Here is a 20,061-nt window from a genome sequence, read left to right as displayed (position 1 = left end):
CGAGGGGCCGCGTCAGCGCAGGCGCGCGGTCACCACGTGCACCGTGAAGCCGCACGGAACCCGCCCGTCCGGCCCCACCAGCCCGGCCGACTCCGTCAGGAAGGTCTCCCGCAGACGACGGACGGCGGCCGGGTCGAGCGGCCCGACGTCGTAGATCCCGGACAGGGCCGCCCAGACCCGCTCCACCGGGCCACTCAGATCGATCGGGACCGTCTCCCAGTCCGGCGCGCCGAAACCGGCCGGTTCCAGGACCTCCGCGAGCCCCGTACGGCTGCGGACCCTGCGGTCCCCGAGCGGCGGGATGCGCTGCTCGGCGGGCGCCCGCCCGACGGCGGCCCGCAGCAGGTCGCCGAACAGCTCGTACGCCTCCCCGCCGAGGGCGCCGCCGCCGATCACGCAGGCCGGCGTCCCGCCCGGCGACAGCACCCGGGCCGTCTCCGCCGCGACCCGGTCCACGTCGCCCATCAGCATCAGCGCCATGTGGCAGACGCAGGCGTCGAAGGTGCCGTCGGCGAACGGCAGCCGCTGTGCCCTCGCCTCCGCCAGCGCCTCGGGCGAGAGGTCCACGTCGGCGAGCCGCCGCCCCTCGGCGCGGGCGAGCAGGTCCAGCAGGACGCCGTCGCCGCAGCCGAGGTCGAGGACGCGGCGGGCGCCGGTCACCCGGTCGCACAGGATCTCGTAACCGGACCTCCCGTCCGGGGCCCGGCCGTCGGCGAACGCGTCCGCGGTGACCGCCGGGCGCTCGGCGTGGAAGGCCCTCAGGAACGCCTCCTGCACGGCCGTCGGCGCGGTCATCCGGCGAGCACCGCGTCGAGGAACGGCTCGATGGCCACGCGCCAGGCCTCCGGCTGGTCGTAGTGGACGAGGTGACCGGCGTCGGCCACCTCCGCGTACTCGCCGTGTGGCAGCACACGGACCATCTCCTGGGCCTCGGCCCGGCCCAGTTCGCCGTCCAGGCCGCGGACCACCAGGGTCGGGCAGCGGACCTGGGCGAGTTCCTCCCAGTGCGCGTCGTACACCCAGGTCTCCCGGGACACCAGCATCTGCTGCGGCTCGAAGACCGGACGCCAGCCGTCCGGGCCCTCGTGCATGACCTCGGCGTAGAACTCGCCGCGCGCCGGGTTCGGACGCTCCACCCACGGATCGTCCTCACCGAACCACTTCCGTACGTCGGCGAGGGTGGCGAAGGGCATCGGCCAGGCCTTGAACCAGTCCTCCCACTCGCGCTGGGAGGCCGCGCCGAGCGCGGAGGCCCGCATGTCGCAGATGATCACACCGCGCACCAGGTCGGGGCGCCGGGCGGCGAGCTGCCAGGCGGTCAGCGCGCCCATGGCGTGCCCGATGACGACGGCCGGGGCGAGGCCCAGCTGTTCGAGGGCGGCCTCGGCGTCCTCCACGTAGGCCTCGCGGGTGTAGGCCGCCTGCGGGGGCTTCTCGCTCTGGCCGTGGCCGCGCTGGTCGAGGGCGACGGCGCGGTGCCGCTCGGCGAGCCAGCGGGCGGTGGGGGCCCAGTGCGAGGCGCGGCCCATGAGCCCGTGCAGTAACAGCACACCGTCGGTGCGCTCCAGCCCGGTGTCGGGCGGCTCGGGCGGCTCGGGCGGTTCGTACGGCTCGGGTGCCTCGGCCTGGGCGGGCACGAAGGGCCGCCCGGGTTCCGCTTCGCCTCTCCCCGCCTCCGCTCTCCCCGGCCCGGGCACGGCCTTGTCCGGGCCGGCCTTCGGGGGCTCGCCGAACTCCCAGGCGGCAAGCCGTACGCCGCCCGCCCCGGTCACGTCGATGCGCCGCACCAATGGTCTGGCACCCCCCTAGCTCCGCTCGGACCGCTCGCTCCCGGTCGGGCCGTCCGGTCCTGTGAACCGTGTTCCGCTTTCCGTACGCCGCACATGCCGTACATGCCGCATGTGCCGTATGCGCCGTCGTGCACATTTCTGCGGCGCAGGCCCCGCGGGACCCATCACTCGCAGACATTCAGGCTATCGAATGCTTATTCGAAAATGTCTTCTCCGTCACCAACACCCCTCGTTCGAGTGACCCCCCGCAAGGAATGATCTCCGCCGCCATGGGGAGATCTCCAACGGGAGGCGGACCGCTCGGGGAAAAGAGGTCCGAGGGGGACGACCCTGAGAGCTCGGGGCTCCGGGTCGCCACAGGGGGAGGACAGGCCCCGGTGCCACACGGCACCGGGGCCCTCCACATGTCTACGGCACATCCTCCCCACCCCTTCGAGTCATATGCCTCCCGCGACAGCCTCGCACGAGAAACGACCGAGCGCTGCGCTTCGACGCGCTGAATCACCGGAGGGAGGGAGAGGCGGCTGCCGGCCGACGGACCGGGCGACAGACCGAGAGGCAGGCCGAGCGGCAGGCTCAGCGCTTGGCCACGAACACGTGCGAGGCGACACTCGCCTTCAGTTCGGCGGCCTCACCCCCACTGCCCACCAGCACGCCACCGGCCGACTCCGTCACGCTCACCACCGAGCCGGGCTGCACGCCCGCGCGGCGCAGCGTGTACATCAGCTGCGCGTCCGTCTGGATCGGCTCGCCGATACGGCGGACGACCACCGTCTTGCCCTCGGTCCCCGGGTCCAGGTCGGCCAGCGACACCATGCCCTCGTCGAGGAACGGGTCGGCGCCGTCCGTCTCGCCCAGCTCCTCCAGGCCCGGGATCGGGTTGCCGTACGGCGACTCGGTCGGGTGCCGCAGCAGCTCCAGCACCCGGCGCTCCACGGCCTCGCTCATCACGTGCTCCCAGCGGCAGGCCTCGGCGTGCACCTGCTCCCACTCCAGGCCGATCACGTCGACCAGCAGACACTCCGCGAGCCGGTGCTTGCGCATCACCCGCGTGGCCAGCCGGCGGCCCTCCTCCGTGAGCTCCAGGTGCCGGTCCGGAGCGACCGAGACGAGACCGTCACGCTCCATCCGCGCCACCGTCTGGCTCACCGTCGGCCCGCTCTGGTCCAGCCGCTCCGCGATCCGGGCGCGCATGGGGACGACGCCTTCCTCCTCCAGCTCGAGGATGGTGCGGAGGTACATCTCCGTAGTATCGATCAGTCCGGACATACGTGCCCCTCGATTACCTCGGCCGGAAGCCCGGCGGCTCCCCGGCGCGTGCGCTGGCCCTGACCTTCAATTCTCGCCCATCCCGCCGACAACCGGACCGCTCCGCCGAAACCACGGTTCGAAGGCCCCGAACACGCAGACGACCCGCGAGCTGGGTCCCTCCGCCTGAACGACGGAGAAGCCGGCCGGACGTACCGGCAGCTCGCGGGTCGGGTGACTGCTTGGGATTGGGCCGGCCGCACGCGTCTCGCACGCGCTGGTCCGGCACCGCACTGGGTGGGGTGACGGGCCGCTAGCCCGCAGCCACCTCACGCGTCCGGTTTCCATACATCTGCCGAACCACCTCCCTTCCGTGTAAGCCCCACCCTAAGAAGCAAGGAGAGAATGCTCAACAGGTTTTTCCAGAGGTTGACGGAATCCCCCCACGTCCCGGGCAGTACCCTGTGGCGCATGTTCTTGCCGCTCGTGCGACGCCGCCACGTGGACTACAGGCGCGTCACGAGCATGGGCTGTCGGCGCTCTGCCTGATCCGGCCCCTTTCCGGCGACCTGATCGCCTCGCACGCCTCACCCGGTTCCTCTCACCCGGCACCCGTGCCGCGCGCCCACCCATGGCCGCGGTCCGGGCCCCGTACACCCTGCGGACGTGATCATGACGAACACGGCGACGAACCCGTCGTACGACCAGCTCCCCCTCATCGACCTCTCCGCGGCCGACCGCGGCCCCCGGGCCCGGGCGCTGCTGCACGCGCAGTTGCACGGCGCCGCCCATGACGTGGGCTTCTTCCAGCTCGTCGGGCACGGCGTCACCCAGGCCGAGACCGACGCGCTGCTCGAGGCCATGCACGCCTTCTTCCGGCTCCCCGAGGCCGACCGCCTCGCCCTGGACAACGTCAACTCGCCGCACTTCCGCGGCTACACGCGCACCGGGGACGAGCGCACCGGCGGCGCCCGCGACTGGCGCGACCAGCTCGACATAGGCGCCGAGCGGCCCGCCCGCGTCCCGGGACCGGGCGAGCCGGCGTACTGGTGGCTCCAGGGCCCCAACCAGTGGCCCGCCGCCCTGCCCGAACTGCGCACCGCCGCCCTGCACTGGATCGACCGGCTCAGCGGGGTCGCCCGCAAGCTGCTGCACGAGCTGCTGACCGCCATCGGCGCGCCCGCCGACTTCTACGACCCGGTCTTCGGCGAGCACGCCCACCCGCACCTCAAGCTCGTCCGCTACCCCGGCAGCGCCGGCGACGGCACCGACCAGGGTGTCGGCACCCACAAGGACTACGGCTTCCTCACCCTGCTCCTGCAGGACCGGATCGGCGGGCTCCAGGTGCAGCGCGAGGACGGTCTCTTCCACGACGTGCCGCCGGTCCCGGGCGCGTTCGTGGTCAACCTCGGAGAGCTGCTGGAGGTCGCCACCAACGGCTACCTGGTGGCCACCAACCACCGGGTCGTCTCCCCGCCCGGCGCCACCGAGCGGTTCTCCGTGCCGTTCTTCTACAACCCGCGCCTGGACGCCCGCATCGTCCCGCTGCCCTTCCCGCACGCCTCCACCGCGCCCGGCGTCACCGACGACCCGGGCAACCCGCTGTTCGCGGAGTACGGCTACAACGAACTCAAGGGAAAGCTGCGGGCCCACCCGCTGGTCGCCGGGCGGCATCACGCGGAGCTGCTCAGCCCCGCGTGATGCGTCGCACGCGCGCGTGCGGTCAGACCGGCGAGGCAGGTCAGCGCACCAGGTCCGCGTAGCCCTCGATCTCCCGCGGGCTGCGCGACCCGGGGCCCACGTAGCGGGCGGAGGGCCGCACGAGCCGTCCCGTCCGCTTCTGCTCCAGGATGTGCGCCGACCAGCCCGCCGTACGCGCGCACGTGAACATCGACGTGAACATGTGCGCCGGCACCTCGGCGAAGTCCAGCATGATCGCCGCCCAGAACTCGACGTTGGTGGCCAGCACCCGGTCCGGGCGGCGGTTGTGCAGCTCGTCCAGGGCGGCCTTCTCCAGGGCCTCGGCGACCTCGAACCGCGGGGCGCCGAGCTCCCGGGCGGTACGGCGCAGCACCCGCGCGCGCGGGTCCTCGGCCCGGTACACCCGGTGGCCGAAGCCCATCAGCCGCTCGCCGCGGTCCAGGGCATTCTTGACGTACCCCACGGCGTCCCCGGTCCGCTCGATCTCCTCGATCATGCCGAGGACGCGGGAGGGCGCGCCGCCGTGCAGCGGTCCGGACATCGCGCCCACCGCGCCCGACAGGGCGGCCGCCACGTCGGCGCCGGTGGAGGCGATGACCCGGGCGGTGAACGTGGAGGCGTTCATGCCGTGCTCGGCGGCGGACGTCCAGTAGGCGTCGACGGCCGCCACGTGCTTGGGGTCCGGCTCGCCCCGCCAGCGGATCATGAACCGCTCGGTGATCGAGTTCGCCTTGTCGATCTCCCGCTGCGGCACCATCGGCAGTGCCTGCCCCCGCGCCGACTGGGCGACGTACGACAGCGCCATCACGGCGGCCCGCGCCAGGTCCTCGCGGGCCTGCTCCACGTCGATGTCCAGCAGCGGTTTCAGCCCCCACACCGGGGCGAGCATCGCCAGCGCCGACTGGACGTCCACCCGGATGTCACCCGAGTGCACGGGGATCGGGAACGGCTCGGCGGGCGGCAGGCCCGGGTTGAAGGCGCCGTCGACCAGCAGCCCCCAGACGTTGCCGAAGGAGACGTGACCGACGAGGTCCTCGATGTCGACGCCCCGGTACCTCAGGGCGCCGCCCTCCTTGTCGGGTTCGGCGATCTCCGTCTCGAACGCGACGACTCCCTCGAGCCCGGGTACGAAGTCGGACATCAGGCGGCTCCTCGTGGGTCTGTGCGACAGATGGTGCGATGGGGGTGACGACCAAGTGTCGGATGTCGGAGATGTCGGAAGCGGGTGTCCGCCGATCGGGTCCACGGCCGGTACGGCTGTGACTCGCGGTCCGGGGCGGTCATCCCTGTGATGCCCCGTGCCGGTGGCGGTCACCCCACCGGTACGGCAGCAGCACCATAACCCCGAGTGTCAAGGAAGGGGAGATGTACCGGCACCCAGTGCCACCCGCTGCCCCAGGCCACCCGCTGCCCCGGGGCACCCCGCGGAGGCGCCCCGCCGATACGGCAGGATGACCGCGTGACCGACCGAGAAGCCGGCGAAACCGCCCCCTTCGACCTCGCTTCCATGCGCAAGCACTACCGGGAGGAGGGTCTGACCGAGGCCGATCTGGCTGACACCCCAGTGGCCCAGTTCGCCCGCTGGTTCCAGCAGGCCGCCACCGAGGGCCGGCTGTTCGAACCCAACGCCATGGTCGTCTCCACCGCGGACGCCGAGGGCCGGCCCAGCTCCCGCACGGTGCTGCTGAAGTCCTTCGACGAGCGGGGTTTCGTCTTCTACACCAACTACGGCTCCCGCAAGGCCCGCGACCTCGACCGGAACCCGTACGTCTCCCTGCTCTTCCCCTGGCACCCGATGGCCCGCCAGGTCATCGTCCAGGGCGTGGCCCGCCGCACCGGCCGCGACGAGACCGCCGCGTACTTCCGCACCCGCCCGCACGGCTCCCAGCTCGGCGCCTGGGCCAGCGCCCAGTCCACGGTGGTCGCCACGCGCGCGGAGATCGACGCCGCCTACGCCGAACTGGCCGCCCGCTACCCCGAGGGCGAGCAGGTTCCCGTCCCGCCGCACTGGGGCGGCTTCCGGGTCGCCCCGCGGTCGGTGGAGTTCTGGCAGGGCCGCGAGAACCGCCTGCACGACCGGCTGCGGTACGTCGCCGAACCGAACGGCGGCTGGCGCGTGGAGCGGCTGAGCCCCTGAGGCACGCCTGACGCACCCCGTCGCGAGCGCCGTATTGACACGGCAGTGGTCCAGACCTCACGGTGATCCCACCGTGATCCGCGACACACAGCCTCCCCGAACCTCCCGAAGGGACGGACCCCGCATGAGCGACCGCACTCCGGCCGGCCAGTTCATCGACGCCGCCATCGGCCTGCTCCAGCGGGTCCGCGACGAGGAGGCCGAGGCGATCACCGTCGCCGGGACGCTGCTCGCCGACACCGTGACCGCCGGCGGCCGCCTGTTCGCCTTCGGCGCCGGCCACTCCTCCCTCGCCGCCCAGGACGTCGTCTACCGCGCCGGCGGCCTGGCCCTGATGAACCTCCTCGCCGTCCCCGGCGCCGTCGGCGTCGACGTCGTGCCCGCCACCCTCGGCTCCGCCCTGGAGCGCGTCGACGGCCTCGCCACCGCCGTCCTGGACAGCTCCCCCCTCCGCTCCGGCGACGCCCTCGTGATCATCTCCCTCTCCGGCCGCAACGCCCTGCCCGTCGAGATGGCCATGAGGGCCCGCGCCCTCGGCGTGCAGGTCATCGGCGTGACCTCGGTGGCCTACGCCACGGAGACCACCTCCCGGCACGCCTCGGGGACGTACCTGAAGGACCACTGCGACATCGTCCTCGACTCCAAGATCGCGGTCGGCGACGCCGAACTCGCCCTCGACACCGTCGCGGCCCCCTTCGCCCCCGCCTCCACCGTCGTCACCGCCGCCCTCCTCCAGGCGGTCCTGGCCACCACCGCGACCACCCTCGCCGAACGCGGTACCGAACCCCCGCTGCTCCGCTCCGGCAACGTCGACGGCGGCCACGAGTGGAACAGCCGGATCTTCGGCCAGTACGCCGACCGGATCTTCTACCGGCGCTGACGGCGCACGGAAACGTCCGCGGGATCCCCGCGGGACCTCCGCGGACAACAATTCCTTCAATGTTGCGGGAACTCGGTGTGTGCTGGGTCACGTTCAAGTTGAATGAGAACCAGTGAGTGAACCGACGCGCCGTACGTGCGGACGCAGCCTGCAGGGGGTCCAGGTGAGTGCTTCCCGGCGTAGTGGGGCCACCGACGCGCTCGGGCCGGACGAGCCCGGGCCGGAGCGGGACGGTCCGCGGGGCCCAAACTGCCCCGACAGCCATGACGGCTCCGATCTGCTCGCCGCCCTCCTCGACGGCATGGACGCCGCGCTGTGCGCCTTCGACGCCGATGGCGCCGTCACCCACTGGAACCGCGAGGCCGAGCGCATCCTCGGCTGGACCGCGGCCGAGGCCGTCGGCCGGCGCGGCCTGGCCGGATGGGCCGTGCGCAGCGCGGACGCCGAGGAGGTCGAGGGGCGGCTGATGGCCGCCATGCACGCCCCCGGACGGCAGGTGCACGAGTTCGCGCTGCTCACCAAGGACGGCGGCCGCGTACTCGTACGCACCCAGTCCGCGGCCGTGCACGGACCCGACGGCAAGCCCGCCGGCCTGTACTGCGCCTTCAGCGAGGTGCACGCGCAGATCGACCTCGAGCGGTCCATCGCGCTCAGCGAGGCCCTGTTCGAGGACGCCTCCTGGGGTGTCGTCCTCGTCGACGCCGACCTGCGGCCCGCCGTCGTCAACGCGCACGCCGCCCGCGCCTTCGGCGCCGGCCGCACGGCGGTCCTCGGCCGCCCGCTCGGCGAACTGCTCTCCCAGGGCGTCGAGGAGCTCGAGGGCGCGCTCACCCACGTCCTTGCGGAGGGAGCCCCGCCCGCCCCCGCCGAGATCCGGGTGAGCGTACGCACTCCGAAGGGCGACAAGCGGCGCTGCTGGCGCAGCGGATTCGTCCGGCTCGCCTCACCGCTCGCCGAGGAACCGGTGCCGCTCGGCGTCGCCTGGCTCTTCGTCGACGTCACCGAGGCCAAGCAGGCCGAACAGGAGGCGTCTCTGCTGCGGTTCCGCACCAACCAGCTGCACCGCGCCGCCCGCGCCGCCGCCGAGTGCGAGGATCCCGCCGAGGCCGCCACCGTCCACCTCGACTTCGCCCTCGCCGGTTTCGCCGACCACGCCCTGATCGACCGCGTGGCAGGTGGTACCGCCCCGCCCGACGACGCGACCGGGACCCCGGTCCGCCTGGTACGCATCGCGGCCACCCCCTCCGTCGGCCCCGGCCCCAGCCTGCTCACCGGCCGGGCCGGACTGCCCCTCCGTCCCACCGAAGGCCACCCCGCCCTGCAGTGCGTCGACCGCATCGGCTCCGTACGGGCCACCGTCGGCACCGCCCCACCCGACCAGGCACGCGCATGGGCCGAGGCCCGCCAGTGGCCGCCGGACGCCGTGCACGCCCTGTGCACGGTCCTCCGCAGCCGCGGCCGCACCCTCGGCGTGGTCACCTTCCTCCGCGCCGCCGGCCGCACCCCCTTCGAACGCCCCGACGCGGCCTACGCCGAGGACGTGGCCGGGCGCATCGCAACCGCCCTGGACCTGGCCGACCTGCTGAAGAACGGGCGGACCTGAGAAGTCAGGCGGCCCGCCTGCGGGCGTACACCTCGATCCTCATCCTCGGGTCCGCCGGCCCGCACACCATCATCGTCGCCGTCGGCCGCACCTCACCGAACACCCGCCGCGACACCGGCCGGCACGGCTCGAAGTCCTCCCGCACGGGCAGCAGGCACCGCACCCGCACCACATCCCCGAACCCGCACCCGGCCTCCGCCAACGCGGCCCCGATGTTCCGCGGACACTGCTCCGCCTGCTCCACCACGTCCTCGGAGATCGTCATGGTCGCGCAGTCGTACCCGGTCGTCCCCGACACGTGCACCCGGTCGCCGTCCATCACGGCCCGCGCGTACCCGATCCGCTCCTCGAACGCCGACCCGCTGAGAGCCGCTCGCCGCTCTGTCATGCGCTGAACGGTAGGCGGTCAACGGCCTCCGGTGGCTCAGCCCAGCGCCTGTTCCAGCAGGGCCGTCCACTGGGTCACGACGCGTTCGCGGCGGGCGGTGTCGTCGGTGAGGAGGTTGGCCAGGCCCAGGCCGCGGGCCATGTCGAGGAAGCCCTGGACGGTCTCGCGGGCGCCGGGGCGGGACTCGTCCGCGCCCAGCAGCTCGACCGCTATGCGGTGGGTCTCGCGGCCCACGCGGGCCTCCAGCTCGGTGACGCGGGGGCGCAGCTGGTCCTCGTTGGAGGCGGCCACCCACAGGTGGAGGGCGGCGCGGAAGAGGGGGCCGGTGTAGAGGTCGACGAGGGCGGCGACCACGGCGTGCCGGTCGCCGGCCGCGCCCTGGGGGAACAGGGCGCGCAGGGCGGTGGACCGTTCCTCGGCGACGTACTCGACGGCGGCGGTGAACAGGTCCTCGCGGGTGGGGAAGTGGTGCTGGACGGCCCCGCGGGAGACTCCGGCGCGTTCGGCGACGACGGACACCGTGGAGCCGGCCCAGCCGTGTTCGGCGAGGCACTCCACGGCGGACTGCAGCAGCCGCTGCCGGGTGACGCGGCTGCGGTCCTGCTTGGGAACGCGCTCGGCGCGGCCTGCACGGTCCGTACGATCCGCCCGGTCCGCACGGTCCGTGCCTTCCGTGCGGTCCTGTGTGGTCACACCGCCCATTCCGGATCCCGTCGTTCGAGGAAGGCCGTCATGCCCTCGCGCGCCTGCGCGGAGGCGAACAGCCGGGCCGAGAGCGCGGTCAGGCCGGCCGCGTCCCGGTCGAAGGCTTCCAGCACCCTAGCCGTGAGCAGCCGCTTCGTCTCGGCCAGGGCCTGGGGGGAGGAGCGGCGCAGGCCGTCGAGCACCGGCTCCAGTACGGCGTCGACGTCGTCCCCGGCCGCGGTCACCAGGCCGGTCCGGGCGGCCTCGGCCGCGTCGAAGCGTTCCCCGGTGAGGTAGTAACGGGCGAGCGCGCGCGGGTCGGTGCGGGACAGCAGCGGCAGGGAGATGACCGCGGGGGCGACCCCGATGCGCACCTCGGTGAAGGCGAAGGTGGCCTGGTGCGAGGCGGCGGCGATGTCGCAGGCGGCGAGCAGTCCCAGGCCTCCGGCGCGGACGTGTCCGGTGACGCGGGCGACGACCGGCTTGGGCAGTTCGACGATCTGCCGCAGCAGGCCGACCAGGGCGTCCGGGTGGAGAGGGTCGCGCAGGTCGGCGCCCGCGCTGAAGGTGTTGCCGCTGTGGGTGAGGACGACCGCGCGGACCTCGTCGTCCTCGGCGCAGTCGGCCAGTGCGTCCGCCAGCTCGCCGACGAGCGCCGCCGACAGGGCGTTGCGGTTGTCCGGCGAGTCCAGGCCGATCGTTTCGACGGCACGCGCGCGCGTACGTCCGATCAACGTCACGGGGTCTCCTCCGGTTCCCGCTGCTGCCGCTCCCGCAGGTCCCGCAGCTCGCGCCGCAGGATCTTCCCGGAGGCGGCGCGGGGCACCGCGTCGAGGAAGGTGACGTGCCGGACGCGCTTGTAGGGGGCGACGCGCTCGGCGACGTACATCATGACCTCTCCTTCGGAGAGGTCACCGGCGGCCGGCTGGCGCACCACGTACGCGTGGGGCACCTCGTTGCCGTCGTCGTTGTAGGCGCCGATGACGGCGGCGTCCGCGATGCCCGGGTGGGTGAGCAGCAGGGCCTCCAGTTCGGCGGGCGCCACCTGGAAGCCCTTGTACTTGATCAGTTCCTTGACCCGGTCGACGACGAACAGCCAGCCGTCACGGTCCACGTGTCCGACGTCGCCGGTGTGCAGCCAGCCGTCGGCGTCGATCATCGCGGCGGTGGCGTCGGGCCGGCCGAGGTAGCCCTTCATCACCTGCGGCCCGCGGATCAGGATCTCGCCGGGCTCGCCGGCGCCGAGGTCCTTGCCGGGGTCGGCGAGGGAGACGATGCGCATCTCGGTGCCGGCGATCAGTCTGCCGACCGTGCCGGGCGGCGCCTCGCGCATGGCGTCCAGGGGGACGACGTGGGTGCCCGGGGACAGTTCCGTCATGCCGTAGGCCTGGCCCACCGGCGGCAGGCCGAGCCGCTGCGAGCAGGCCGCCGCCAGTCCGGCGTCCAGCGGGGCCGCCGCGCTGATGATGTACTTCAGCGACGACAGGTCGTACCGGGCCACTGCGGGGTGCTTGGCGAGGGCGAGGACGATCGGCGGGGCCACGTACAGGCCGGTGATGCGGTGGTCCTGGATGGCCGCGAGGAAGGTGTCCAGCTCGAAGCGGGGCAGGACGACGACGGTGGCGCCCTTGCGCAAAGGCGCGTTCATCAGGGCCGTGAGCCCGTAGATGTGGAAGAAGGGCAGCACGGCGAGGATGCGTTCGCCGGGTCCGGCCGTGACCGCGGGGTCGAGTTGCGCGAGGTTGGTGGCGATCTGCCGGTGGGTGAGCATCACCCCCTTGGGGATGCCGGTCGTCCCCGAGGAGTACGGCAGGGCCGCGACGTCCTCGGCCGGGTCGATGGCGACGGCCGGCTCGGGCGCGGCGGAGGCGAGCATGTCGGTGAGTGAGCGGTGTCCGGGTGCGCTGTCGCAGACGAGGATCTCCTCCACCCCGCCCGCGAGTTCGGCGGCCCGGCGCGCCGTTCGGAGCAGCGGGGAGACGGTCACGATCCAGCGGGCCGCGGAGTCCTTCAGCTGCTTGGCGAACTCCTCGGCGGTGGCGAGCGGGTGGACGGTGGTGACCGAGGCGCCCGCGCGTGTGGCGGCGTAGAAGGCCACGGGGAAGGACACCGTGTTCGGGCTGTGCAGGGCGAGGACGTCGCCCTTGCGCACACCGGTCTCGGCGAGCGCGGCGGCGACACGCCGGTGGAAGCGGTCCAGTTGCTCGTAGGTGAGGGTGGTGCCGTCCGTGCCGTCGATCAGCGCGGGGGTGTCGCCGAACCGGGCGGCATGGCCCAGGACGGCCTCGTGGATGGGCAGTTCTACGGCCGTGACGTCTGCGTACTCGCTGCGGAACACGGGTCCTCCTCGCACGCCGGCGGGTGTCTCGGTACGGCTCGGTGGGGCTCAGTACGACTTGGGCAGGCCCAGGCTCTGGTGGGAGACGTAGTTGAGAATCATCTCCCGGCTCACCGGGGCGATACGGGTCACGCGTGCGGCCGTCACCAGCGAGGCGAGCCCGAATTCGCGTGTGAGGCCGTTGCCGCCCAGGGTGTGCACGGCCTGGTCGACGGCCTTCACACAGGCCTCACCGGCCGCGTACTTGGCCATGTTGGCGGCCTCCCCGGCGCCCACGTCGTCTCCGGCGTCGTACAGGTGGGCGGCCTTCTGCATCATCAGGCGGGCGAGTTCGAGGTCGATGTGGGCCTGGGCGAGGGGGTGGGCGATGGCCTGGTGGGCGCCGATGGGGGTCTTCCAGACGGTGCGTTCGCGCGCGTACTCCACGGCCCGGGCGAGCGCGTGGCGGCCCATGCCGACCGCGAAGGCGGCCGTCATGATGCGCTCGGGGTTGAGTCCGGCGAACAACTGCAGCAGGCCCGCGTCCTCGTCGCCGACGAGCGCGTCGGCGGGCAGCCGTACGTCGTCCAGGACGAGCTCGAACTGCTTCTCGGCGGCGTTCAGTTCCATGTCGATGGGGTGCCGCTGGAAGCCCTCGGCGTCCGAGGGGACGATGAACAGGCAGGGCTTGAGACGGCCGGTGCGAGCGTCTTCGGTGCGGCCGACGATCAGTACGGCGTCGGCGATGTCGACGCCGGAGATGAACACCTTGCGGCCGGTGAGCAGCCAGTCTCCCCCACTCTCGGCTCCTCCCCCACCGTCGCGGCGGGCGGTGGTGGTGATGCGGTGGGAGTTGGACCCGGCGTCGGGTTCGGTGATGCCGAAGGCCATGGTGCGGGTGCCGTCGGCGAGTCCGGGCAGCCAGGTCCGCTTCTGCTCCTCGGTGCCGAAGCGGGCGATGACGGTGCCGCAGATGGCGGGTGAGACGACCAGCATCATCAGCGGGCAGCCGGCGGCGCCGAGTTCTTCGAGGACGATCGCGAGTTCGGCGATGCCGCCGCCCCCTCCCCCGTACTCCTCCGGCAGGTTGACGCCGAGGTAGCCGAGTTTGCCGGCCTCGGCCCACAGTTCGGTGGGGTGGCGGCCCTCGGCGAAGGTCCGGGTGATGTAGTCGCGCCCGTAGCGCTTGCCGAGCGCGGCGACGGCGGCGCGCAGGGCCTTGTGTTCGTCGGTTTCCAGTGTGGCGCTCACTGATCCTCCTGATGTGCCTCTACGGCAGTGGCCTCTACGACGGCGAGCAGGGCACCGACCTCGACCTGGCGGCCGGGGGCGGCGTGCAGGGCGCTGAGCGTCCCTGTGACGGGCGCGGAGATCTTGTGTTCCATCTTCATCGCCTCCAGCCACAGCAGTGGCTCTCCGGCCCGTACGGCGGCTCCCACGGCCAGGCCGTCGGCGACGCGGACGACGGTGCCGGGCATGGGGGCGAGCAGCGAGCCGGGGGCGCGCTGGGCGGCGGGGTCGGGGAAGCGGGGCAGGGCGGTGAGTGCGGAGCCGCCCACGTACACCTGGTCGCCGTGGCGGGCGACCTCGAACGTGCGCCGTACGCCGTCCACTTCGAGGACGACCCGGCACGCGTCCGCGTGCACCACGCGCACCCCGTCGGCGTCGGCGGCGAGCCCCTCACGCGTGTGCCGGTAGCGCACCTCGTGCTCCTCGCCCGCCATCAGGTACCGCTTGACCTGCGGCTGGGAGGGCACGTTGCGCCAGCCGCCGAACCGGGAGCGGCCGTGCGCGTCGGCGAGCGCGGCGGCCAGCGGGGCGTACGGGTCGGGGGCGGGCCGGGTGAGTTCGGCGAGGTGGCGGTCGTAGAAACCGGTGTCCATACGGCCCTCGGCGAACTCCTGGTGCCGCAGGGAGCGGACGAGCAGGTCCCGGTTGGTGACCGGGCCGTGCACGGCGGCCCGCTCCAGTGCGCCGGCCAGCTTGCGCAGCGCCTCCGCGCGCGTGGGGGCGTGGGCGACGACCTTGGCGAGCATCGGGTCGTAGTGGACGCCGATGGTGTCGCCGTCGCCGTAGCCGGTGTCCAGGCGGACGCCGGCGGGGACGGCGAGGCGGTGCAGGGTGCCGGTCTGCGGGGCCCAGTCGCGGGCCGGGTCCTCGGCGTACAGGCGGGCCTCGATTGCGTGCCCACGCGCGCGTGGCGGGTCGGTGTCCAGGGGGTGGCCCTCGGCGACACGGATCTGCAGGGCGACCAGGTCGACGCCGAACACGGCCTCGGTCACGGGGTGTTCGACCTGGAGGCGGGTGTTCATCTCCAGGAAGTGCGCCCGGCCGTCGGCCACCAGGAACTCGACGGTGCCGGCGCCGGCGTAGTCGACGGCACGCGCGGCCCGTACGGCAAGCTCCCGCAGTTCCCGGTCGAGCTCCCCGGAGAGTCCGGGCGCCGGGGCCTCCTCGACGACCTTCTGGTGGCGGCGCTGGAGGGAGCAGTCGCGGGTGCCGAGCGTCCACACGGTTCCGTGGCTGTCGGCGAGGACCTGCACCTCGACGTGGCGCCCGCCTGCGTCGCCCCCGAGGTACCGCTCGACGAACACCTCGCCGTCCCCGAAGGCGCTCGCCGCCTCCGCGCGTGCGGAGGCCAGTTCGCCCTCCAGGTCCGCGAGCCGCCGTACGATCCGCATCCCGCGCCCGCCGCCGCCCGCCGCCGCCTTCACCAGCACCGGCAGGTCGGCCTCGGTGACGTCCTTCAGGGGCCGGATGCCCAGGAGCTCCTTGGCGCGGGTCTTGGAGGCCATCGCCTCGATGGCCCTGGGGGGCGGTCCGATCCAGACCAGGTCCGCGTCCTGGACGGCACGGGCGAAGCCGGCGTTCTCGGAGAGGAAGCCGTAGCCGGGGTGGACGGCGTCCGCGCCGGCCGCGATCGCCGCCTTCACGATCAGGTCGCCGCGCAGATACGTCTCGGCGGGCGTGGTCCCCGGCAGCCGTACCGCCGCGTCGGCCACGCGCGTGTGGAGGGCGCCCTCGTCGGCGTCCGAGTGCACGGCGACCGTACGGATGCCCAGCTCACGGCAGGTGCGGAAGATCCGGCAGGCGATCTCGCCCCGGTTGGCGACGAGCAGAGTCGAAATCACTGGATCGGTCCCTCACATCCGGAAGACGCCGAAGCCGCCGCGCGCGCCCTCGTAGGGGGCGGTGTGGACGGCGGAGAGGCACAGGCCGAGGACGGTGCGGGTGTCGCGCGGGTCGATGACGCCGTCGTCGTAGAGCCGCCCGGACAGGAACATCGGCAGCGACTCGGACTCGATCTGCTGCTCCACCATCGCCCGCAGTGCCGCGTCGGCCTCCTCGTCGTACGGCTGCCCCTTCGCCGCCGCCGACTGCCGGGCGACGATCGACAGCACGCCCGCGAGCTGCTGCGGGCCCATGACGGCGGACTTGGCGCTGGGCCAGGCGAACAGGAAGCGCGGGTCGTAGGCCCGCCCGCACATGCCGTAGTGCCCGGCGCCGTAGGAGGCGCCCATGAGGACGGACAGGTGCGGGACCCGCGAGTTGGACACCGCGTTGATCATCATGGCGCCGTGCTTGATGATGCCGCCCTGCTCGTACTCGCGGCCGACCATGTAGCCGGTGGTGTTGTGCAGGAAGATCAGCGGGATGTCGCGCTGGTTGGCGAGCTGGATGAACTGGGCGGCCTTCTGCGACTCCTCGCTGAACAGCACGCCCCGGGCGTTGGCGAGGATGCCGACGGGATAGCCGTGCAGGCCGGCCCAGCCGGTGACGAGGCTCGTCCCGTACAGCGGCTTGAACTCGTCGAAGTCGGAGGCGTCGACGATCCGGGCGATGACCTCGCGGGGGTCGAAGGGGATCTTCAGATCGCCGGGAACGATGCCGAGAAGCTCCTCGTCGTCGTATTTCGGTGGCTCTGCGACGGGGGGATCGGGGTGGGCTTTCCGGTGGTTGAGGCGGGCGACGACACGGCGTGCCTGCCTGAGGGCGTCGTGTTCGTCGACGGCGAAGTGGTCGGCGAGGCCGGACACGCGCGCGTGCATCTCGGCACCGCCCAGCGACTCGTCGTCGCTCTCCTCGCCGGTCGCCATCCTCACCAGGGGCGGTCCGCCGAGGAACACCTTGGCGCGTTCCTTGACCATGATCACGTGGTCGGACATGCCGGGGACGTAGGCGCCGCCGGCGGTGGAGTTGCCGAAGACGACGGCGACGGTCGGGATGCCGGCCGCCGACAGCCGGGTCAGGTCCCGGAAGATGGCGCCTCCGGGGATGAAGATCTCCTTCTGGGAGGGCAGGTCGGCGCCGCCCGACTCGACGAGGCTGATGCAGGGCAGCCGGTTGGCGAGCGCGATGTCGTTGGCCCGCAGCGCCTTCCGCAGGCTCCACGGGTTGCTGGCGCCGCCGCGCACGGTCGGGTCGTTGGCGGTGATCAGGCACTCCACGCCCTCGACGACCCCGATCCCGGTGACGAGCGAGGCGCCCACGGTGTAGTCGCTGCCCCAGGCGGCCAGCGGCGACAGTTCCAGGAACGGCGTGTCGGGGTCGAGCAGCAGCTCGATCCGCTCCCGCGCGAGCAGCTTGCCGCGCCGCCGGTGCCGCTCGACGTACTTCGGACCGCCGCCCGCGAGCGCCTTGGCGTGCTCGGCCTCCAGCTCGGCGAGCTTGGCGAGCATGGCCTCGCGGTGGGCCCGGTAGTCGGGGGAGCCGGTGTCCAGGGCGGAGGAAAGGACCGTCACAGCAGGACCTCCGGGATGTCCAGGTGGCGGGAGCGCAGCCATTCGCCGAGCGCCTTGGCCTGCGGGTCGAACCGGTGCCGGGCGGCGACGCCCTCGCCGAGGATGCCCTCGACGACGAAGTTCAGCGCGCGCAGGCCGGGCAGGGTGTGCCGGGCGACGGGCAGCGCACGGCTCTCGGGGATCAGCTGCCGGAACCGGTCGACGGTCAGCTCGTGCGCGAGCCAGCGCCAGCCGTCCTCCGACCGCGCCCACACCCCGACATTGGCGTCCCCTCCCTTGTCCCCGCTGCGGGCCCCGGCGACGAGCCCGAGCGGGGCACGCCGGGTGGGACCGTCCGGAGGGGGATCGGGCAGGGGTGGCTCCGGTACGCCCTCAAGGACGCGTGTGTCGTGGGGGGCGGGCACGGGGATACGACGGCCGTCGTGGAGGACGGCCGTGTGATCGACGGCGCCCTGGGGGACGTACGCGGCCTCGAAGACGCCGTAGGGCGCGCCCTTCCCGGGAGGCGCGAGCATGTGGAAGCCGGGGTAGCCGGCGAGCGCCAGTTCCACGGCGGCCCCGCTGAACGCCCGCCCCACGGCCTCCGGGTCCCGGTCCCGTACGACCAGCCGGAGCAGCGCGCTCGCCGTCTCCTCGGTGTCTGCGTCGGGCCGGTCGGTGCGCACGAGATCCCAGCGGACCTCGCCGGGGGGTGACGTGACGGCCGCGAGCGCGTCGTGCATCTGCTGCCGCACCAGCTCGGCCTTGCGTTCGATGTCGAGCCCGGTGAGCACGAAGGTGACCTCGTTGCGGAAGCCGCCGAGGCGGTTGAGCCCGACCTTGAGGGTGGGCGGCGGGGCTTCCCCGCGCACGCCCTCGACGCGCACCCGGTCGGGGCCGTCCTGGCTGAGCCGTACGGTGTCCAGCCGCGTCGTGACGTCGGGCCCGGCGTACCGTGCGCCGCTCGTCTCGTACAGCAGCTGGGCGGTCACCGTGCCCACCTCGACGGCACCGCCGGTGCCGGGGTGCTTGGTGATGACGCAGGTGCCGTCCTCGTGGATCTCGGCGAGCGGGAAGCCGGGGCGGCGCAGCCGCTGGAGGGCGTGGTCGGTGAAGAAGGCGTAGTTGCCGCCGGTGGCCTGGGCGCCGCACTCCAGCACGTGCCCGGCGACGACGGCGCCCGCGAGCCGGTCGTACTGATCCGGCCGCCAGCCGAAGTGGGCGGCGGCGGGCCCGGTGACCAGGGCCGCGTCGGTGACCCGGCCGGTGACGACCACGTCGGCGCCCTCGCGCAGGCAGGCAGCGATGCCGAAGCCGCCGAGGTAGGCGTGGGCAGTGAGGCTGCCGGGGTGGTGGGCGGTGAGGTCGTCGCCCTCCACCTGGGCGACGCGCACGGGGAGGCCGAGCCGGCCGGCCAGCTCCCGCACCGCGTCGGCGAGTCCGGCGGGGTTCAGCCCGCCGGCGTTCGTCACGATCCGCACGCCCCGCTCGTGGGCGAGCCCGAGGCACTCCTCCAGCTGCCGCAGGAAGGTGCGGGCGTACCCGGCCGCCGGGTCCTTGAGCCGGTCCCGGCCCAGGATCAGCATGGTCAGCTCGGCGAGGTAGTCGCCGGTGAGGACGTCCAGCTCGCCGCCGGTGAGCATCTCGCGCATGGCGTCGAAACGGTCGCCGTAGAAGCCGGAGGCGTTGCCGATCCGCAGGGGCCGCGGCGTCACTCGCCCGCCCCCTTGGGCGCCCGCCCGGCGCCGGGCGGCCCGGCGAAGGCCTGGGCGATGTCCAGCCAGCGGTCGGCGTCCGGCCCCTCGGCGCGCACGGCGAGGTCGGCGCGGTGGGCGCGCTGGGTGACCAGCAGGCAGAAGTCGAGGGCGGGCCCGGTGACGCGCTGGGAGGCGTCCTCGGGGCCGTACGTCCACAGGTCGCCCGAGGGACCGACGACCTCCACGCGGAACTCCTCGAAGGGTACGGGCAGCCCGTGCCCTCCGAAGGCGAAGTCCCGCGCTCGCACCCCGATGCGCACCACATGCCTGAGCCGGTCCGTGGGTGTGCGCACCACACCCAGTGCGTCCGCCACGTCCTGCCCGTGCGCCCAGGTCTCCATCAGCCGCCCGGTCGCCATGGACGCACCCGACATGGGCGGCCCGTACCAGGGGAACCGGACACCGGGCGGCGCCGCACGCAACGCGGAGTCGAGGTCCGCCCGCCCCTTCCGCCACCTCGCCAGCAACTCACCCGGCGGCAGCCCGGCGCCCTCCTCCGCGCCCTGGTCGACGAACGACCCGGGCGCGGCGAGCGCCTGCTCGACCAGCGCGTGGAAGCCGTCCAGGTCGGTGACGGCGAGCAGGGCGGACCGGTCGGTCCAGGCGAGATGGGCGATCTGGTGGGCGACAGTCCATCCGGCCGCGGGGGTGGAGAGTCCCCACTGCTCGGCACTCAGCCCGGCGACCAGCCGGTCGAGCTCTTCGCTTTCCTCACACAGATCGTCGAACACGGGCGTCGGATCGGCCATGAGGGGAGCATGGCAGCGGCCACTGAAGCAATCAAGCGTGCTTGCATGATTCCTCCCGCGCGTTTTTCGGCCGCCGCCTCGAAGGC

At 73.2% G+C, this 20,061-nt stretch carries 17 protein-coding genes; 4 read left to right on the top strand and 13 right to left on the bottom strand.

All coding sequences use genetic code 11. From position 1 onward, the window contains the following. Positions 1–12 precede the first annotated feature (12 nt). The 3 genes from DEP02_RS01505 to DEP02_RS01495 all read right to left on the bottom strand — a co-directional run bounded on the left by DEP02_RS01505 (position 13) and on the right by DEP02_RS01495 (position 3,059). Positions 13–795, bottom strand: coding sequence for a class I SAM-dependent methyltransferase (locus DEP02_RS01505; protein ID WP_112465487.1), 783 nt, complete (start codon positions 793–795; stop codon positions 13–15). After that, positions 792–1,790, bottom strand: coding sequence for an alpha/beta fold hydrolase (locus tag DEP02_RS01500; RefSeq protein WP_112465486.1), 999 nt, complete (start codon positions 1,788–1,790; stop codon positions 792–794). Before DEP02_RS01500 ends, DEP02_RS01505 begins: the two co-directional genes overlap by 4 nt. Before the next feature lie 576 nt (positions 1,791–2,366). Then, the gene (locus DEP02_RS01495; RefSeq protein WP_112465485.1) at positions 2,367–3,059 is read right to left on the bottom strand and encodes an iron-dependent transcriptional repressor DtxR; all 693 of its coding nucleotides are present in this window, start codon (positions 3,057–3,059) and stop codon (positions 2,367–2,369) included. Between the two features lie 651 nt (positions 3,060–3,710). On the opposite strand from DEP02_RS01495, the gene DEP02_RS01490 reads away from it, so the two are divergent. Beyond that, entirely contained in the window at positions 3,711–4,739 is a 1,029-nt protein-coding gene (locus tag DEP02_RS01490; RefSeq protein ID WP_112465484.1) for an isopenicillin N synthase family dioxygenase, read from the top strand. Between the two features lie 40 nt (positions 4,740–4,779). Here DEP02_RS01490 and DEP02_RS01485 read toward each other — a convergent pair whose 3' ends face one another. Next, positions 4,780–5,880 (bottom strand): citrate synthase 2, encoded by a 1,101-nt coding sequence (locus tag DEP02_RS01485; RefSeq protein WP_112465483.1) that lies wholly within the window; start codon positions 5,878–5,880, stop codon positions 4,780–4,782. Between the two features lie 318 nt (positions 5,881–6,198). Between DEP02_RS01485 and pdxH the strand changes: the two genes are divergently transcribed. The 3 genes from pdxH (at position 6,199) to DEP02_RS01470 (ending at position 9,359) form a co-directional block, all read left to right on the top strand. Then, positions 6,199–6,876, top strand: coding sequence for a pyridoxamine 5'-phosphate oxidase (gene pdxH, locus DEP02_RS01480; RefSeq protein WP_112465482.1), 678 nt, complete (start codon positions 6,199–6,201; stop codon positions 6,874–6,876). Between the two features lie 124 nt (positions 6,877–7,000). After that, the gene (locus tag DEP02_RS01475) at positions 7,001–7,756 is read left to right on the top strand and encodes an SIS domain-containing protein (protein ID WP_112465481.1); all 756 of its coding nucleotides are present in this window, start codon (positions 7,001–7,003) and stop codon (positions 7,754–7,756) included. A 112-nt stretch (positions 7,757–7,868) separates the two neighbouring features. After that, positions 7,869–9,359 (top strand): PAS domain-containing protein, encoded by a 1,491-nt coding sequence (locus tag DEP02_RS01470; RefSeq protein ID WP_232838908.1) that lies wholly within the window; start codon positions 7,869–7,871, stop codon positions 9,357–9,359. Positions 9,360–9,363: 4 nt separating this feature from the next. Here DEP02_RS01470 and DEP02_RS01465 read toward each other — a convergent pair whose 3' ends face one another. Genes DEP02_RS01465 through DEP02_RS01425 form a run of 9 tightly spaced genes read right to left on the bottom strand, consistent with a single transcriptional unit; the run spans position 9,364 to position 19,975 of the window. Then, positions 9,364–9,747: a RidA family protein gene (locus tag DEP02_RS01465; protein ID WP_112465480.1), complete on the bottom strand. Its 384-nt coding sequence runs from the start codon at positions 9,745–9,747 to the stop codon at positions 9,364–9,366. Positions 9,748–9,783: 36 nt separating this feature from the next. Then, entirely contained in the window at positions 9,784–10,449 is a 666-nt protein-coding gene (locus tag DEP02_RS01460; protein ID WP_112465479.1) for a TetR/AcrR family transcriptional regulator, read from the bottom strand. After that, entirely contained in the window at positions 10,437–11,171 is a 735-nt protein-coding gene (locus tag DEP02_RS01455) for an enoyl-CoA hydratase family protein (protein ID WP_112465478.1), read from the bottom strand. Before DEP02_RS01455 ends, DEP02_RS01460 begins: the two co-directional genes overlap by 13 nt. After that, positions 11,168–12,769, bottom strand: coding sequence for a 4-coumarate--CoA ligase family protein (locus tag DEP02_RS01450; protein ID WP_112465477.1), 1,602 nt, complete (start codon positions 12,767–12,769; stop codon positions 11,168–11,170). The genes DEP02_RS01455 and DEP02_RS01450 overlap by 4 nt, the downstream gene beginning before the upstream one ends. A 48-nt stretch (positions 12,770–12,817) precedes the next feature. Continuing rightward, on the bottom strand, positions 12,818–13,999 hold the full coding sequence (locus DEP02_RS01445) for an acyl-CoA dehydrogenase family protein (protein ID WP_112465476.1): 1,182 nt from the start codon (positions 13,997–13,999) through the stop codon (positions 12,818–12,820). Beyond that, positions 13,996–15,879, bottom strand: coding sequence for an acetyl/propionyl/methylcrotonyl-CoA carboxylase subunit alpha (locus DEP02_RS01440; protein WP_112465475.1), 1,884 nt, complete (start codon positions 15,877–15,879; stop codon positions 13,996–13,998). The genes DEP02_RS01445 and DEP02_RS01440 overlap by 4 nt, the downstream gene beginning before the upstream one ends. Before the next feature lie 12 nt (positions 15,880–15,891). Then, entirely contained in the window at positions 15,892–17,490 is a 1,599-nt protein-coding gene (locus DEP02_RS01435) for an acyl-CoA carboxylase subunit beta (protein ID WP_112465474.1), read from the bottom strand. Further along, complete coding sequence (locus DEP02_RS01430) at positions 17,487–19,184, bottom strand: acyclic terpene utilization AtuA family protein (protein ID WP_112465473.1); 1,698 nt, start codon at positions 19,182–19,184, stop codon at positions 17,487–17,489. Before DEP02_RS01430 ends, DEP02_RS01435 begins: the two co-directional genes overlap by 4 nt. Further along, positions 19,181–19,975, bottom strand: coding sequence for a TIGR03084 family metal-binding protein (locus DEP02_RS01425; protein WP_112465472.1), 795 nt, complete (start codon positions 19,973–19,975; stop codon positions 19,181–19,183). The genes DEP02_RS01430 and DEP02_RS01425 overlap by 4 nt, the downstream gene beginning before the upstream one ends. Positions 19,976–20,061 lie beyond the last annotated feature (86 nt).

Source organism: Streptomyces triticisoli, from assembly GCF_003270085.1.
GTDB classification, from domain to species: Bacteria; Actinomycetota; Actinomycetes; order Streptomycetales; family Streptomycetaceae; genus Streptomyces; species Streptomyces triticisoli.
This window is presented reverse-complemented; position numbering and strand designations above follow the sequence as displayed.